At 72.1% G+C, this 15,136-nt stretch carries 15 protein-coding genes; 10 read left to right on the plus strand and 5 right to left on the minus strand.

Features of this window, described 5'->3' with window-relative positions:
- Positions 1–27: 27 nt before the first annotated feature.
- Positions 28–861 carry an ATP-dependent sacrificial sulfur transferase LarE gene (gene larE / locus VMS22_19960; GenBank protein ID HXJ36316.1) on the minus strand — a complete coding sequence of 278 codons (834 nt, stop codon included), beginning with the start codon at positions 859–861 and terminating at the stop codon, positions 28–30.
- Complete coding sequence (gene cysK / locus VMS22_19965; GenBank protein ID HXJ36317.1) at positions 861–1,805, minus strand: cysteine synthase A; 945 nt, start codon at positions 1,803–1,805, stop codon at positions 861–863. Before cysK ends, larE begins: the two co-directional genes overlap by 1 nt.
- Before the next feature lie 42 nt (positions 1,806–1,847).
- Here cysK and VMS22_19970 point away from each other — a divergent pair, with 42 nt between their 5' ends.
- The 6 genes from VMS22_19970 to mutM all read left to right on the plus strand — a co-directional run bounded on the left by VMS22_19970 (position 1,848) and on the right by mutM (position 7,620).
- Positions 1,848–2,768, plus strand: coding sequence for a glycosyltransferase family 9 protein (locus tag VMS22_19970; GenBank protein HXJ36318.1), 921 nt, complete (start codon positions 1,848–1,850; stop codon positions 2,766–2,768).
- Between the two features lie 244 nt (positions 2,769–3,012).
- Complete coding sequence (locus tag VMS22_19975) at positions 3,013–3,435, plus strand: DUF1844 domain-containing protein (protein HXJ36319.1); 423 nt, start codon at positions 3,013–3,015, stop codon at positions 3,433–3,435.
- On the plus strand, positions 3,432–4,940 hold the full coding sequence (locus tag VMS22_19980) for a DegQ family serine endoprotease (protein ID HXJ36320.1): 1,509 nt from the start codon (positions 3,432–3,434) through the stop codon (positions 4,938–4,940). Before VMS22_19975 ends, VMS22_19980 begins: the two co-directional genes overlap by 4 nt.
- Positions 4,941–5,960, plus strand: coding sequence for a tRNA (adenosine(37)-N6)-threonylcarbamoyltransferase complex transferase subunit TsaD (gene tsaD, locus VMS22_19985; GenBank protein HXJ36321.1), 1,020 nt, complete (start codon positions 4,941–4,943; stop codon positions 5,958–5,960).
- Entirely contained in the window at positions 5,960–6,802 is an 843-nt protein-coding gene (gene rsmA, locus VMS22_19990) for a 16S rRNA (adenine(1518)-N(6)/adenine(1519)-N(6))-dimethyltransferase RsmA (protein ID HXJ36322.1), read from the plus strand. Before tsaD ends, rsmA begins: the two co-directional genes overlap by 1 nt.
- Positions 6,803–6,807: 5 nt before the next feature.
- Positions 6,808–7,620 (plus strand): bifunctional DNA-formamidopyrimidine glycosylase/DNA-(apurinic or apyrimidinic site) lyase, encoded by an 813-nt coding sequence (gene mutM / locus VMS22_19995; GenBank protein ID HXJ36323.1) that lies wholly within the window; start codon positions 6,808–6,810, stop codon positions 7,618–7,620.
- Here the strand turns inward: mutM and VMS22_20000 are convergent.
- The 3 genes from VMS22_20000 to VMS22_20010 are packed head-to-tail and all read right to left on the minus strand — an operon-like array spanning position 7,562 to position 10,819.
- Positions 7,562–8,416: an ABC transporter permease gene (locus VMS22_20000; GenBank protein ID HXJ36324.1), complete on the minus strand. Its 855-nt coding sequence runs from the start codon at positions 8,414–8,416 to the stop codon at positions 7,562–7,564. The genes mutM and VMS22_20000 overlap by 59 nt on opposite strands.
- Positions 8,409–9,317 carry an ABC transporter permease gene (locus VMS22_20005; GenBank protein HXJ36325.1) on the minus strand — a complete coding sequence of 303 codons (909 nt, stop codon included), beginning with the start codon at positions 9,315–9,317 and terminating at the stop codon, positions 8,409–8,411. The genes VMS22_20000 and VMS22_20005 overlap by 8 nt, the downstream gene beginning before the upstream one ends.
- Positions 9,317–10,819 (minus strand): ABC transporter substrate-binding protein, encoded by a 1,503-nt coding sequence (locus tag VMS22_20010; GenBank protein HXJ36326.1) that lies wholly within the window; start codon positions 10,817–10,819, stop codon positions 9,317–9,319. The genes VMS22_20005 and VMS22_20010 overlap by 1 nt, the downstream gene beginning before the upstream one ends.
- A gap of 78 nt (positions 10,820–10,897) precedes the next feature.
- Here VMS22_20010 and VMS22_20015 point away from each other — a divergent pair, with 78 nt between their 5' ends.
- The 4 genes from VMS22_20015 (at position 10,898) to hemA (ending at position 15,132) form a co-directional block, all read left to right on the plus strand.
- A complete protein-coding gene (locus VMS22_20015; protein ID HXJ36327.1) occupies positions 10,898–12,283 on the plus strand; it encodes a transglycosylase SLT domain-containing protein in 1,386 nt (461 codons plus the stop codon).
- 69 nt (positions 12,284–12,352) lie between these two features.
- Positions 12,353–13,012 carry a bifunctional precorrin-2 dehydrogenase/sirohydrochlorin ferrochelatase gene (locus VMS22_20020; GenBank protein ID HXJ36328.1) on the plus strand — a complete coding sequence of 220 codons (660 nt, stop codon included), beginning with the start codon at positions 12,353–12,355 and terminating at the stop codon, positions 13,010–13,012.
- A gap of 3 nt (positions 13,013–13,015) precedes the next feature.
- A complete protein-coding gene (gene ccsA, locus VMS22_20025; GenBank protein HXJ36329.1) occupies positions 13,016–13,834 on the plus strand; it encodes a cytochrome c biogenesis protein CcsA in 819 nt (272 codons plus the stop codon).
- The gene (gene hemA, locus VMS22_20030) at positions 13,834–15,132 is read left to right on the plus strand and encodes a glutamyl-tRNA reductase (protein ID HXJ36330.1); all 1,299 of its coding nucleotides are present in this window, start codon (positions 13,834–13,836) and stop codon (positions 15,130–15,132) included. The genes ccsA and hemA overlap by 1 nt, the downstream gene beginning before the upstream one ends.
- Positions 15,133–15,136: the final 4 nt, after the last annotated feature.

The following is a 15,136-nucleotide window of genomic DNA, read 5'->3' on the forward strand; positions in this document are numbered from 1 at the left end:
GCCTAGCGGAGGCGAAGGGCCGGAGGGTCAGCCCTCCGGCCCTTTGTGTTTCGGGGCGCCGAGGACCTCGTTCAGGCTGCCGCTGCGGAAGCCGACGAGGTCGAGCGTGACGTACGCGAAGCCGAGCCGGCGGAGCTCCGCCGTGACGGCGTCACGAACGACCGGATCGATCAGACGTGCCATCGCGTCCGGCGGCACCTCGATGCGCGCAACCGCGTCGTGCGCGCGCACGCGGAGCTCGTGGAACCCGAGCGCGCGGAGGACGCGCTCCGCTCCCGCGACGCGCGCGAGGCCGTCGTGCGTGATGCGCGTCCCGTACGGGAAGCGCGACGACAGGCACGGGCTCGCCGGACGATCCCAGCTCGCGAGCCCCAGCTCGCGACTCGCGGCGCGGATGTCGGCTTTGGTGAGCCCGGCTTCCACGAGCGGGTGGCGGACCGCCTGCTCGGCGGCGGCGAGGAGGCCGGGCCGGTGATCGCCCAGGTCGTCCAGGTTGGCGCCGTCGAGGATCGCGTCGAGCCCGCGCCGCTCCGCCTCGTCCCGGCAGATCGCGAACAGGTTGTCCTTGCAGAAATAGCAGCGATCCACGGGGTTCTCGGCGTACCCGGGAATGGCGAGCTCGTCGGTCTCGCGCACGACGTGCTCGACGCCGAGCTCGCCGGCGAGACGGCGCGCGTCGTCGAGGTCGCCCTCGGGCGTCGTCGCCGAGACGGTCGTCAGCGCGACGCACCGCGGGCCCAGGACCTCGGCCGCGACCCGGAGCAGGAAGCTCGAGTCGACGCCGCCCGAGAACGCGACCAGCGCCGTGTCGAGCTCGCCGAGCAGTTCGCGGAGCCGCGCGACTTTCGGCTCGGCGCTCATCAGATGCCCTCGGCGCGGAAGAGGCCGGTCGTGAGGTAGCGCTCGCCGGTGTCGCAGAAGACCGTCAGGACGACGGCGCCTTTGCCGAGCCGCCGGGCGACGTCGATCGCGGCGGCGCAGTTGGCGCCCGACGAGATGCCGACCAGGTGTCCCTCGTAGCGGGCCAGCGCGCGCGCGTGCGTGGCCGCGACGTCGTCGGAGATGCCCATGACCTCGTCGTAGATGCGAGTGTCGAGGATGTCCGGCACGAAGCCGGCGCCGATTCCCTGGATCTGGTGGAACCCGGGTGCGCCGCCCGACAAGACCGGCGAGGCGGCCGGCTCCACGGCGACGATCCGGACCTGCGGATCGCGGTCGCGCAACACCTCGCCGACGCCCGTGATCGTGCCGCCGGTGCCGACGCCGGCGACGAACGCGTCGACGCGCGGAAGCTGCCGCAGGATCTCGGGCCCGGTCGTTCGCCGGTGGGCGTCGGGGTTGGCGGGGTTCGTGAATTGCTGCGGCATGTACCAGTCCGCGTGCTCGGCGAGCAGCTCCTCGGCCCGTCGCACGGCGGCGTGCATGCCCTTCGTGTCCGGCGTCATCTCGAGCCGCGCGCCGTAGCCCATGAGAAGCGATCGGCGCTCCTCGCTCATCGTGTCGGGCATCGTGAGGACCAGGCGATAGCCCTTCACCGCCGCGACCAGCGCGAGGCCGATGCCGGTGTTGCCGCTCGTCGGCTCGATGATCGTCCCGCCGCGCACGAGCGCACCGCTGCGCTCGGCCGCTTCGATCATGGAGAGGCAGATGCGATCCTTGACGCTCCCGCCGGGATTCCTGTTCTCGAGCTTGGCCCACACCTCGGCCTGGAGGCCTTCGAGCTGTGGGAGCCGATTCAGGCGGACGACCGGCGTCTGGCCGATCAGGTCGAGCACGGAGTGGGCGACGTGGCAGGGGAGCGGCATGGCAGCGTTGCGATCGCCTCGACGAGGCACGATAGACATGGCGTGAACGAAGGGTCAAACCCGCGCGTCGTTCTGCTCTTTCCGGGCGCGCTCGGAGATTTCCTGCTCGCGCTGCCGGCGTTGCGCGCGCTCCGCAGCCGCCACGCAGGCGTGCATGCGACGCTCGTCGTCGCGGGCTGGCTGCGCGCGCTCGCCGGCCACGCGGGCGTCGCCGACGCGTGCGCGAGCCTCGACGACGCCGATACGGCCGGCCTCTTCGCCGGCACGCGCGTGCCGGGCTGGCTCGCGGACCGTCCGCTCGTCCATAGCTGGCTCGGTCGCGACGATCCGGGATTCCGGGCGCGACTCGCCGCGCTCGCGAGCCGGGCCGAGGTCCACGGCGTCGAGCGGGGTGCGGGCCCCGAGCATGCGGCCGTGGCCTACGCCCGAGCGGTCGGGCTCGGTGCGTCGCTTACGGAGCTCGCAGCCGGAGCGCGACTTCGCCGTCCGCCCTCGCCGCGCGCCGAGACGCTCGTCGCCCGTCTTCGCCGCCCGATCCTCGTCGTTCATCCGGGTGCGGGGAGTCCCGCCAAGCGCTGGTCGCTCGGCGGGTTCGGTGCGGTCACCACGGCGTGGCGCGACGCCGGAGGGGAGGTGGTCCGGCTGGTCGGACCCGCCGAGGCGGAGCTCCCGGCCATCGCCGGGACGCACGAGGCGGCGGGCTGGGAGCTGCTCGACGTCGCCGCGCTCCTCGCAGCGACCGACGCCTACCTGGGCAACGACGGCGGCGTCAGCCACCTCGCGGCCGCTGTGGGCGCGCGCGGTGTCGCCGTGTTCGGGCCGACGTCGGCGCGGCGATGGCGGCCGCTCGGGGACGCGGTGGTCGCCGTCCAAGGACACGGCGACGCCAGCGGCATCGCGCTCGAATCCCTGCCCGCTCGCGTCGTGCTGGACGCGCTGCGAGGCGCGACGCGGCTGCCTTGACAAGGCGGAGGGGGCGCGAATAACTGTCCGACCGGCCGTCGTATCCGCCTCGGCGGCTATCCGGCCGGGTCGAGAATAGGCCAGCGCCCTGATCGTCCAATCGATGCCCGTGCCGAGCGCCGAACCCCGCCCATCCCCACGCCGTCATCCGACGGGCGTGACATCCCGTTGTTAGCCATCGGCGGCGAGACGATCGGCGGCCGCGTGGTTACGTCACCTCCTGTCATGTAGGAGGAGAGCGTCGATGGACGAGCATCAGGACAAGCCCGGCGGATTCCGCGTCACCGATCGTCGTCGGTTCACCGACGCGGGCCAAGAGCGCGAACCGGGGGACGAGACGCCGGGTGAGGGCGGTGCGGCCCCGGCGGGCGGCCCCGCCGGGTCGCCGGACTCGGAGCCGGCCGAGCCGGTCACCTTCTCGACGTTCCTGCTCGGCCTCTCGACCCAGGCGCTCCTGCACCTGGGCGAGATCCCCGATCCCACGAGCGGGCAGACCGAGCGAGACCTCGTCGCTGCCAAGCACGTGATCGACATCATCGGCATCCTGCAACAGAAGACGAAGAACAACCTCGAGCAGGCCGAGACGGGGCTGCTCGAATCGGTCCTGTACGATTTGCGCATGCGGTACGTGGCGCTGGTGCGCGGGACGAAGAAGGAGGGTTCATGACTTCACGATCCAACCGGCGGGCGGTGCTGATCGCGCTCGCCGCGGGTTTCGTGATCGGCGTCGGCGTGAGCATGCGGTTCGATCTGCTTCCCCGCGGCGAGGCGGTGAGCCTCTTCGGCGGTGACGGCGCCTCGTCGCCGCCGACCGTGACCCTGCCGAGCTTCGCAGATCTGGCCGAGCACGTCTCGCCGGCGGTCGTGAACATCTCGACCACCCAGGAAATGAAGAGCCCGCACGGCCTGGGCGGCCCCGGTGCCCCCGGCGGCCCGGGTGGCCCCGGCGGCGACGACGACGATCAGTTCCAGGAGTTCTTCGGACCCTTCGAGCGCTTCTTCAACATGCCGCGCCGGCCGTACAAGGCGCGGAGCCTCGGCTCGGGGTTCATCATCGATCCGAAGGGCTACATCATCACCAACAACCACGTGGTCGAGAACGCCGACGAGATCGTCGTGAAGCTCTCGACGGGCAAGGAGTACAAGGCGAAGGTCGTCGGGCGCGACGCCAAGACGGACATCGCCCTCATCGAGCTGAAGGGCGCTTCGGATCTCCCGGCGGTCAAGCTGAGCGACTCCGAGGGGATTCGGGTCGGCGACTGGGTGGTCGCCATCGGCAACCCCTTCGGGCTCGAGAACACGGTGACCGCCGGCATCGTCTCCGCGCTCGGCCGTCACATCAATCAGGGACCGTACGACAACTTCATCCAGACCGACGCGGCCATCAACCCGGGCAACTCCGGCGGGCCGCTCCTCAACACGAAGGGCGAGGTCGTCGGCATCAACACCGCCATCTTCAGCCGCGGCGGCGGCAACATCGGCATCGGCTTCGCGATCCCGATCAGCCTCGCCCACGAGATCGTCCCGCAGCTGAAGGAGCGAGGCCACGTCACCCGCGGCTGGCTCGGTGTCATGATCCAGAAGGTCACGCCCGACATCGCCGAGTCCCTCGGTCTCGAAGACACCAAGGGCGCCCTCGTCGCCGACGTCGTGAAGGAAGGGCCGGCGGAGGCCGCGGGCCTGAAGCAGGGCGACGTGATCGTCGAGTTCGACGGCAAGCCGGTCGTCGACTCGGCGGAGCTGCCGCTTCTGGTCGCGCGCACCGGCGTCGGCAAGAGCGTCAAGCTCAAGATCATCCGCGACAAGAATTCGCAGGAGGTCACGGTCAAGATCGCCGAGCTGAAGGACGAGGAGCAGGCCGAGTCCGGCGGCAGCACGAGCGACGATCTCGGCCTCGCAGTGCAGTCGCTCACGCCGGACCTGGCGGAGAACCTGAACCTCGACAAGAGCCTCAAGGGCGTGGTCGTGACGCAGGTCGAGCCGGGTGGACCGGCGGCCGAGGCCGGGCTGCGGCGCGGCGACGTCATCCTGGAGGTGAACCGCAAGCCGGTGAAGAACGCGGCCGCCTTCCAGAAGTCGATCCGTGAGGCCGGCAAGGGCAAGAGCCTCCTCTTCCTCGTGCGCCGCGGCGACAACACGATCTTCCTCGCGCTGAAGCCGCCTGCAGGCTGAGTGGTCGTCCTCGGCATCGAGACCTCGTGCGACGATTCGGCGGCCGCCGTCCTGCGGGACGGCCGGCTCGCCGGGTCGGTCGTATCCTCGCAGCACGCGGTCCACGGCCCCTACGGCGGCGTCGTGCCGGAGCTGGCGTCGCGCGAGCACGTGCGTCACGTCCTGGCGGTGATCGACGGCGCGCTCACGCAGGCGGGCGCGACGCTCGACGACGTCGGCGGCATCGCCGTCACGCGCGGCCCCGGCCTGATCGGCTCGATCCTCGTCGGGCTCTCGGTGGCCAAGGGGATCGCGCTCCGGCGGCGCCTGCCGCTGGTCGGCGTGAACCACCTCGAGGGTCATCTCGTGGCGGTGAACCTCGATCGTCCCGCCGACGATCCGGTGCCGTTGCCGTTTCTCGCCCTCATCGTGTCGGGCGGGCACTCGGGGCTCTACCTCGCCCGCGCGCCCGGCGACTATCGCTGTCTCGGCCGCACGCGGGACGACGCCGTGGGCGAAGCCTTCGACAAGGTGGCGAAGGCCCTCGGGCTCGGTTACCCGGGCGGACCTGCGATCGATCGCCTGGCGGTGGGCGGCGATCCGAAGGCCGTGCGCTTCCCGCGCGCGCGCCTGAAGCGCGGCCGCTTCGACCTCAGCTTCAGCGGTTTCAAGACCGCCGTGTGGCAGCACGTGCGTGCGAACCCGCCGAGCGAAGCCGAGCTGCCCGACATCGCCGCCAGCGTCCAGGAGGCGCTGGTCGACATGCTGGTGGACACCACGGTCGAGGCGCTCGAGGCGACCGGGGCCGAGCGGCTCGTCGTGTCGGGCGGCGTGTCCGCCAACCGGCGCCTGCGCGAGCGGATGACGGCGATGGGCGCCGAGCGCGGCGTCGAGGTCCTCATCCCGCGCCCCGCGCTCTGCACCGACAACGCCGCCATGATCGCGCTCGCGGGATGGCCGCGCCTCGCCGCGGGCGAGGACGACGGGCCCGGGGTCGAAGCCGACGCCGCGCTGCCGTTCGGCGCGCCCTGGGCCGCCTGATGGGGGTGCGGCGGGACGCGCGCGACGCGCTCGCCGCCTCGGGTCTCCGACCCCGCAAGCGCTGGGGGCAGCATTTCCTGTGCGATCCCGGGGTGGCGCGCCGGATCGTCGAGACGGCCGGAATCGGGCCGGGCTCTGCGGTGCTCGAGATCGGCCCCGGTCTCGGGGCGCTCACCGGTGCGCTCGCCGAGCGAGCGGCACGCCTCTACCTCGTGGAGATCGACCCCGGGCTCGCGGTGCGCCTGGAGGAGCGCTACGCGGATCGCCCCCAGGTGCGAGTCGTCGCCGGCGACGTCCTCGAGCTTCCGCTCGCGACGCTCGTCCGCGAGCCCGAGGTCACGGTCGTTGCGAATCTGCCGTACAACATCACCACGCCGATCCTCTTTCGCCTCCTCGCTCTACGCGAGCGCTTTCCGCGCGCCGTCGTCATGGTGCAGCGCGAGGTCGCGACGCGCCTCGCCGCGAAGCCGGGCGGCCGGGACTGGGGCGTCCTCCCGGCGCTCGTCCAGACGTTTGCCGAGGTGCGCGTCGCCTTCGGCGTCTCGCGGCGAAGCTTCCTGCCCCCGCCGCGCGTCGAATCCGCGGTGGTCGACGTGCGCTGGAGTCTGGCTCCACGGGTCGACGTGGGCGACCTCGAGACCTATCGTCAGGTGGTGCGCGCCGCCTTCGGACAGCGACGCAAGACGCTGCGGAACGCGCTCGGCGCACTCGCAACCGCGCGCGGACTCGATGCGCGCGCGCTCACGGCGGCGTTCGCGACGGCGGGCATCGATCCCGCGACGCGCGCCGAGCGCCTGTCGACGGCCGACTTCGCACGGCTCGCGCGGGCCTTCGAGGGCTAGGAGCCATGCCCGAGCTGCCCGAGGTCGAGACGATCGTACGCGGGCTCGCGCCCGCGCTCGACGGCCGCATCGTGCGCGAGGTCGTCGTGCGCGAGCCGCGTCTGCGCGTGACCCTCGCGTCCGACTTCGCGACCCGCCTCGGCGGGCGGCGGCTCGGCACCATGCGGCGCCTCGGCAAGTACATGCTGACGCCGCTCGACGACGGCCGCGTGTGGCTCGTGCATCTCGGCATGACGGGGCGCCTGACGCTGGCCGGCGCACGGCCGCTTCCGCTCGTGCACGACCACGTCGTGCTGCGCCTCGACGACCAGCGGACGCTCACGTACAACGACCCGCGCCGCTTCGGCCGCCTCGACGTGCTGGAGCCCGGCGCCGTGCCGGGCGTGGTCGGCCCGGGCGTCGACGCGCTCGACGACGCCCTCAGCGCCGCATGGCTCTTCGCCCGCTCGCGCAAGCGGCGTACCAGCGTGAAGGCGCTCCTGATGGACCAACGACAGGTCGCCGGGCTCGGCAACATCTACGTGAGCGAGCTGCTCTTCCGCGCCGGGGTACGCCCGCGGCGTCGTGCCGCGCTCCTCACGCGGGACGAGTGCACGCGGATCGTCGAGGCGATGCGCGCCGTGCTCGGCGAGGCGATCGGGCGCGGCGGCTCGTCGATCTCCGACTATCGGGACGGCTTCGACCAGGCCGGCTCCTTCCAGGACGAGCACCTCGTCTACGATCGGGCCGGCGAGCCGTGCCGCCGCTGCGGCGGTCCGATCAAAGGGGTCGTGGTGGTCGGCCGCTCGACGTTCTACTGTCCGCGCTGCCAGCGCTGACGTCGAGCCAGTCGCGCAGCCCGTCGCCGACGAGCTGGAGCGCGAGCACGGTCAACGCCAGCACGGCACCCGGAAAGATCACGAGGTGCGGTGCAACGAGCAGGAACTGCCGCCCCTCGTCGAGCATGGCGCCCCATGACGGCAGGGGCGGCGGGACGCCGAGGCCGAGGAACGAGAGGCTCGACTCCGCGATGATGACGCCCGAGAAGCCGAAGGTCGCCTGCACGAGCAGGGTCGGCAGCGCGGCCGGGAGCAGGTGGCGGACGAGCACGCGGGCGGGCCGCGCACCGAGCGCACGCGCCGCCTGCGCGAACTCGCGGGTCCGGAGTCCGGTGATCTCCGCCCGCGCCAGACGCGCGTAGCCCGGCCACCCGAGGGCCGCGAGCGCGATCACGACATTCGCGACCCCGGGCCCGCGCACCGCTGCGAGGGCGATCGCGAGGAGGAGGCCCGGGAAGGCGAGCACGATGTCGATCGCGCGCGCGAGGAGCGTATCGACCCATCCACCCGCGAGCGCCGCGCCCGCGCCGACGGCGACGCCGACGGCGAGCGAGATGGCGATCACCACCGTCGCGACGCCGAGCGACACCCGGGCCCCGTACGCGATGCGTGCGAACAGATCGCGCCCGAGCCCGTCGCAGCCGAAGACGTGCGCCGCGCTCGGCGTCGCGAGCCGTCCGGGCAGGTCGGAGCGGTACGGGTCGCCGGGCGCGACGAGCGGCGCCGCCAGCGCGACGATCACGAGCACGGCGAGTACCGCGGCACCCACCTGCACCGTGCGTGGCGCGCTATGCATCGTCGCGCACCCGGGGGTCGAGCCACCCGTGGACGACGTCGGTCGCGAGATTCACGACGACGTACGTCATCGCGATCATCAGCACGCAGCCCTGCACGAGCGGGTAGTCGCGGGCGCCGATCGCCTGCATGAGGAGTCGCCCGACGCCCGGCCACGCGAAGATGGTCTCGGTCACGACCGCACCGGCGAGAAGCGCGCCCGCCTGGAGGCCGATCACGGTCACGACCGGCGGCAGCGCGCTGCGCAGCGCATGCACGATCGTCGTGCGCAGGGGTGACGCCCCCTTCGCACGCGCCGTGCGCAGGTGATCGGCCGAGAGCGCTTCGAGCATGGCCGTACGCGTGAGGCGGACGAGGATCCCCAGCATCCCGAGCGCGAGCGTCACCGCCGGCAGAACCAGCGTCGCCGGGCCCTCGCGGCCGGAGATGGGAAGCCAGCCGAGCGCGATCGAGAAGACGAGCACGAGCAGCGGTCCGGAGACGAAGCTCGGAACCGACACGCCGATGAGGCTCACGCCGCGCGCGACGCGATCGACGAGCGATCCGGGTCGCGTCGCGGCCACCGTGCCGAGCGGAATCGCGATCCCGACCGCGAGCACGAGGGCCGCAGCCGCCAGCTCGAGCGTGGCGGGGAAGCGGGCCGCGACGAGGCCGGCGACCGGGGCCCGGTACGCCAGCGAGGTGCCGAGGTCGCCCCGCGCGAGCCGCCCGACGAATCGCGGCAGCTCGGCCGGCCAGGGCCGATCGAGCCCGAGCGCGTGGCGCATGGCGGCGACGTCGGCCGGCGCGGCCGACTCGCCGAGCATGATCTCGACCGGATCGCCCGGGACGGCATGCAGGAAGGCGAAGACCAGGACGGCGACACCGAGCACCGTCGGCACGATCGTCGCGAGGCGTCGCATCAGTCCGTCCAGGCGCGCGCGAGGCCGGAGAGATCGCCGCTCGCCTCGGGCGTGAAGTCGTGGAGCCGGGTGGTCGCAGTCACGACGCGATCCTCCCACCACAGCGGGATGGCCGGAAGGTCGTGCGCGGCCCAACGCTGGACGCGCGCGTAGATCCGGCGGCGCGCCTCGGGGTCGGTCGTGGCGCGTCCCTCGTCGGTCAAGCGATCCATCACGCGGCTCGCGTACCAGCCGCGATTGAAGCCGGTAGGCGGCGTCATCTTCGAGTTGTAGGCGAGGCGATACAGATCGGGGTCGCTGACGCCGACCCAGGTGAGCGCCGCGACCTCGAAATCGCCCCGCCGCACGTCCGCGAAGAGCGTGCCCCACTCATAGGTACGGACGTCGAGCGCGATGCCGACGCGCGCGAGGTCGGCCTGGATGGCCTCGGCGAGACGCCGCCGCGCGGGCTGGTTCGACGTCTTGTAGACGAGGCGGCAGCGCGGCTGCGGACCCGACCCATCCGGATCGACGAGGCCCGCGCGATCGAGGAGGCGGCGCGCACGCCGGGGCGAGTGGCGGATGCGAGGCACCGCGGCATAGGCCCAGTGCTCGGGAACGAGCAGACCGGTCGCCGGACGACCCGCGCCCCCGACCAGCCAACGCAAGAGCGCGTCGTCGTCGATCGCCATGGCGATCGCCCGCCGCACCCGGCGGTCGCGGAGCCGGGGATCGCGCAGGTTGAGCGCCAGGTACGCGAAGCTCGACCCGGGGTTTTCGCTCACCGCCAGCCCGGGCTGGGCGCGCAGTCGATCGAGCAGCTCGGGTTCGAGGATGTCCTGCAGCAGGCCGACACCGCCGCGCTCGAGCTCGAGCACCCGGACCACCGCATCCGGCACGATCCGCAGCACGAGGGGATCGATGCGGGCGGGTCCCCCGGGATAGTGGGGGTTCGGCGCCAGGACGATGCGGTCGCCGCGTCGGGCCAGGGCGAGGGCGTAGGGCCCGGCCCCGACGGTGACCTCGGTCGGGTCGCGGGCGTGCCCGGCCGGCAGGATCGGCAGGCCCGTCGCGTCCAGGAATGCCCCGTCGGGGGTGCGGAGGCGGACGGCGACCGTCAGATCGTCGGGCGTCTCGATGGCGTCGACCTCCTGGAGGGTAGCCCGGCGCGGGGACGCCACGGCGGGGTCCCGCACCGCCTCGTATGTCGCCCGCACGTCGCCCGCGCGCACGGGCTCGCCGGTCGTGAAGCGGAAGTCGTCGCGCAAGTGGAAAACGATCGTGCGGTCGTCGGGCCGGGTCCACGAGCGGGCGAGCTCGGGCGCCCGCTGGAAGTGCGCATCGGTGCGCGTGAGCGCCACGTGGAGCAGATCGGCCAGGCGCGAGGTCGCGGCGTCGACGCCGAAGCGGGGATCGAGGCTCTGCGGATCGCTCTCGAGCGCCACGACCAGGCCGCGCGCCGGTGGAGGCGCCGTCTGGCACCCGCTGGCGCACACCTCACAGGCTACGCAGAGCGCTGCCACGCAGCCGATTTGTTTGACTCTCTTCAGAACGCTTTGGTACGATCCACGTGGGTGCAGGTGGATGGGCTGGAGGCCAGCATGCGTGTCGTATCTTCTGCGATTCTAGCAGCCATCATATTCCACCTGGCGCCCGCCGCCGGCGCCGAACCCTTCCCTCGTCCGGCTTCGCTGGAGTCGCAGGTCCGCTTCTGGCGCAACACCTTCGGCGTGTACTCGCGCTCGCAGGCCGTTGTGCACGACACCGCCGACCTCGACAAGATCTACTCGGTCGTCGACGTGAGCGCGAACGCCGAGGGCATGAGCCCGGGCGAGCTCGACGACTACATGCGGTACGCCTCCGAGGTCGAGGTCACCCGCGTGCGCGGCATCCTGCGGCGCCTGCACCAGGCCGGCTCCAACCCGAAGGACCTCTCGGCCGAGGAGCAGGGGATCTTCGACCTCTTCAAGGGCGATCGGAACCCCGACAAGTTCCTCGACGCGGTCGAGCGCGTGCGCAGCCAGCGGGGCCTGCGGGAGAAGTTCGCCTACGGCATCCAGGTGGCGCACGGCTACTTTCCGGAGATGGAGCGTATCTTCCGGGAGGAGGGCCTGCCGACCGAGCTCACCCGGCTGCCCCTGGTCGAGTCGTGCTTCAACGTCGAGGCCTACTCCAAGGTGGGCGCGGCGGGGATCTGGCAGTTCATGCCCGCCACGGGGCGGATCTACTCGATGAACGTCGGCGCCCTCGTCGACGAGCGCCGCGATCCCATCGCCTCGACGCGCGCGGCGGCCCGCTTCCTGCGGCACAACTACGAGCAGCTCGACGAGGCCTGGCCGCTCGCCATCACCGCCTACAACCACGGCCCCGGTGGCATCCGGCGCGCGATCGAGGAGACGGGCACCACCGACATCGGCGTGATCGTCGAGCGCTATCACGGCCCGGCCTTCGGCTTCGCGTCGCGCAACTTCTACGCCGAGTTCGTGGCCGCGCTCGACGTCGAGAAGCATCATGAGGCTTATTTCGGAAAGCTCGAGCCCGAGCGCCGGGAGCCCTCGCGCGTCGTCTCGCTCGACCGCCCGGTCGGCATCGAGGTCGCGGCGCGGCTCGCCCACACCGAGCGCGAGACGCTCGTCGCGCTGAACCCCGCCCTCATGGACCCGGTCATCGACGGACGCCGGAACATCCCGGGCGGCTACGACCTACGCGTTCCGGTGAGCGGCGCATCGGGCTTCGAGGAGCGCGTGGCCGAGTTCGGGGCCGAGCAACGCGTGGTCCGGGTGTCGGCACCCGCCCCACCGTCGCGCCGCAGCAGCAGCAGCAAGAGCGGTATGGCCACCGCCCACCGGGTGGGCAAGGGTGACACGCTCTCCGAGATCGCGGCGCGCTACAAGGTCAGCGTCGCGAGCCTCAAGACCGCGAACGGCCTCAAGGGCTCCCAGAGCATACGCCGCGGGCAGGTCCTCAAGATCCCCGGCCGGACCTGAGACCCCGAGCGCCCGGAGCCCGCAGGGCACCGGCTGCCTCGGGGTGACGCATCTGGTAGCATTTTGGGGATGCGCACCCACCCGGTCTTCCTGCGTCTCGAGGGGAGGAAGTGCGTAGTGATCGGCGGTGACGTGGTCGTGGAAGCCAAGGTCGACGCTTGCCGCGCGGCCGGGGCGGAGGTGGTCGTGATCGCCGAGTCGGTGACCCCCGGGCTCGCCGAGCTCGCCCGCACCGGGGCCGTGACCCTCGAGCGGCGATCCTACCGGGAAGGCGACCTCGCCGGGGCGTTCGTGGTCTACGCCTCGCTGCGCGACCCGGGGACGATCGCACGCCTGCGGGCCGAGGCCGATCGCGAGCGGGTGCTCCTGAACGTCGTCGACGCGCCCGAGGCGTGCACGTTCATCTCGCCGGCGGTCGTGACGCGGGGCGAGCTGCAGGTCGCCGTCGGCACCGGCGGAGCGAGCCCCGGTCTCTCGGCCCGCGTCCGGCGGGATCTGGAGCGCATGTTCGGACCCGAGTACGCCCCCTACGTGGCGATCCTCGGTGCGGTCCGTCGCACCCTGCACGGGGCTCCGGATCGAGCCGACGTGATCGTGCGGCTCATCGACTCGGATCTCCTGGACCTCGTCCGCGCCCGCGAGCGTGAGGCGGTCGACCGGCTCCTCGCCCGCGTCGCAGGCGAGTCGTGCACGCTCGAGCACCTCGGCGTCGCGCTCGGGGAGGGGTGAGACGTGGAGCTGCTCCTGCTGCGCGGTGCCGCGTTCTTCTACCTCATGGCCACGGTCGCGGCCCTGGTCGGCATCTCGGTGCGCCACGATCTCCCGGGACGGGCGCTGCGGTGGCTCCTGTCGGCGGGCTTCGTCGCGCACGCCGCCGGCCTCGCGCTGCGCAGTCAGACGGTCGGCAACGTCCCGGTCACGAACTTCGGCGAGGCCCTGTCGTTCCTGGCGCTCCTGCTGGTCGGTGTCTTCCTCTTGGTCCAGCTCCGGGCCCCGCTCGTCGCCCTCGGCGCCGTCGTGTCGCCCCTGGCGTTCGGTCTCACGTTCAGCGCCGTCGCGTTGAAGGGCGGAGCGCAGCCGCTGCCGCCCGAGCTGCGCAGCGTCTGGCTGCCGGTGCACGTCGGTCTCTCCTTCCTCGGCGACGCGGTGTTCGCTCTCGCCTTCAGCGCGAGCCTGCTCTATCTCGTCCAGGAGCGGCGGCTGAAGGTTCATCGCGGGCGGCGCGCCCTGCGGCATCTGCCGTCGCTCGAGACGCTCGATCGCGTGAGCCACACGTGCCTCAAGTGGGGCCTCGTGCTGCTCACGCTCGGCATCACCAGCGGCATCGTGTGGGCCCACGAGGTCTGGGCCGGTGTGTGGGCGCGCGATCCGAAGCTGCTCTTCACGCTGTTCGTGTGGGTGCTCTACGTCGTGCTGCTGCAGGGCCGGATGACCGCCGGCTGGCGCGGCCGCTGGGCGGCCCAGCTCACCATCGCGGGCTTCGCGGTGCTCGTCATGTCGCTCGTCGGCGTCAACGTCCTCGGGCTCGGTATCCACGGCAAGGCGTTCTAGTGTCGCAAGAGATCGTCCTGGTCGGCCTCTCCCATCACACCGCGCCGGTCGAGGTGCGGGAGCAGGTCGCGTTCGCGAACGGACGACTCGAGCCGGCCCTGCGCGGGCTCGTCGCCCATCCCGCGATCCAGGAGAGCGTCATCGTCTCGACCTGCAACCGCGTCGAGGTCGTCGCGTGCGGGCCCGCCGGCGACGAGGTGGCGGCGGCGATCCCCGGCTTCCTCGCGGCGGAGCACGGCGTCGCGCCCGATACGCTCGCCGGACGGCTCTATACGTACCGTGGCCGCGAGGCGGTCCGGCACCTCTTCCGCGTCGCGGCGAGCCTCGACTCGATGGTCGTGGGGGAGCCGCAGATCCTGGGGCAGCTGAAGGACCAGTACGCCCTCGCGGCATCGGTCGGCGCGTCGGGACGCGTCCTGCACCGGTGCTTCCATCGCTCGTTCTCGGTGGCCAAACGCGTCCGGAGCGAGACCGGCATCGCGGCGCGCGCGGTCTCGGTCGGATCGGCCGCCGTCCAGCTCGCCAAGGAGATCTTCGATCGTTTCCAGGACAAGACGGCCCTGCTCGTCGGCGCCGGCGCCATGGGCGAGCTCACGGCCCGGCAGCTGCTGCACCACGGAACGGGCACGCTCATGGTCGCGAACCGCACGTTCGAGCGCGCGAGCGAGATCGCCGGGGAGCTCGGCGGTATCGCCGTGCCGTTCGAGAAGCTCGGGCGGACGCTGCCGATGGCCGACCTCGTGATCGGCGCCGCCGGCGGCGACAGCTACCTGCTGGGCTCCCGTGACGTCGAGGGCGCGATGCGCGAGCGCCGGCGCCGATCCATGCTCCTCATCGACCTCGCGGTGCCGCGCAGCTTCGACCCGGCCATCAACCAGATCGACGGCGTGTACCTCTACGACATCGACGATCTCGAGGGCGTCATCGCCGACAACAAGGGCGCGCGTGCCCAGGAGGCGACGGCGGCCGAGCAGATCGTCGAGTCCGAGGTCGACAGCTTCTGTCGCTGGCTGGAAGGGCTCGACGTCGTGCCGACGGTGGTCGCGCTGCGCGAGAAGATCGAGGATATCCGTCAGGGCGAGCTCGAGCGTTACCTCGCCTCGCTTGGCGCGTCGCTCGATCCGCGCCAGCGCGAAGCGGTCGAGCGTCTGACCCGGGCGATCGTCAACAAGATCCTGCACGCGCCGCTCTCCGAGCTACGCCGCCGCGGCTCGGATCGGGACGAGGCACTCTACGTCGAGGTGGCGCGGATGCTCTTCCGTCTCGGGGGGGATCGCGATCCGGACGAGGACGCCTGAGCCC

This window comes from Candidatus Eisenbacteria bacterium, from assembly GCA_035577985.1.
Taxonomy (GTDB): Bacteria; Desulfobacterota; Binatia; order DP-6; family DP-6; genus DATJZY01.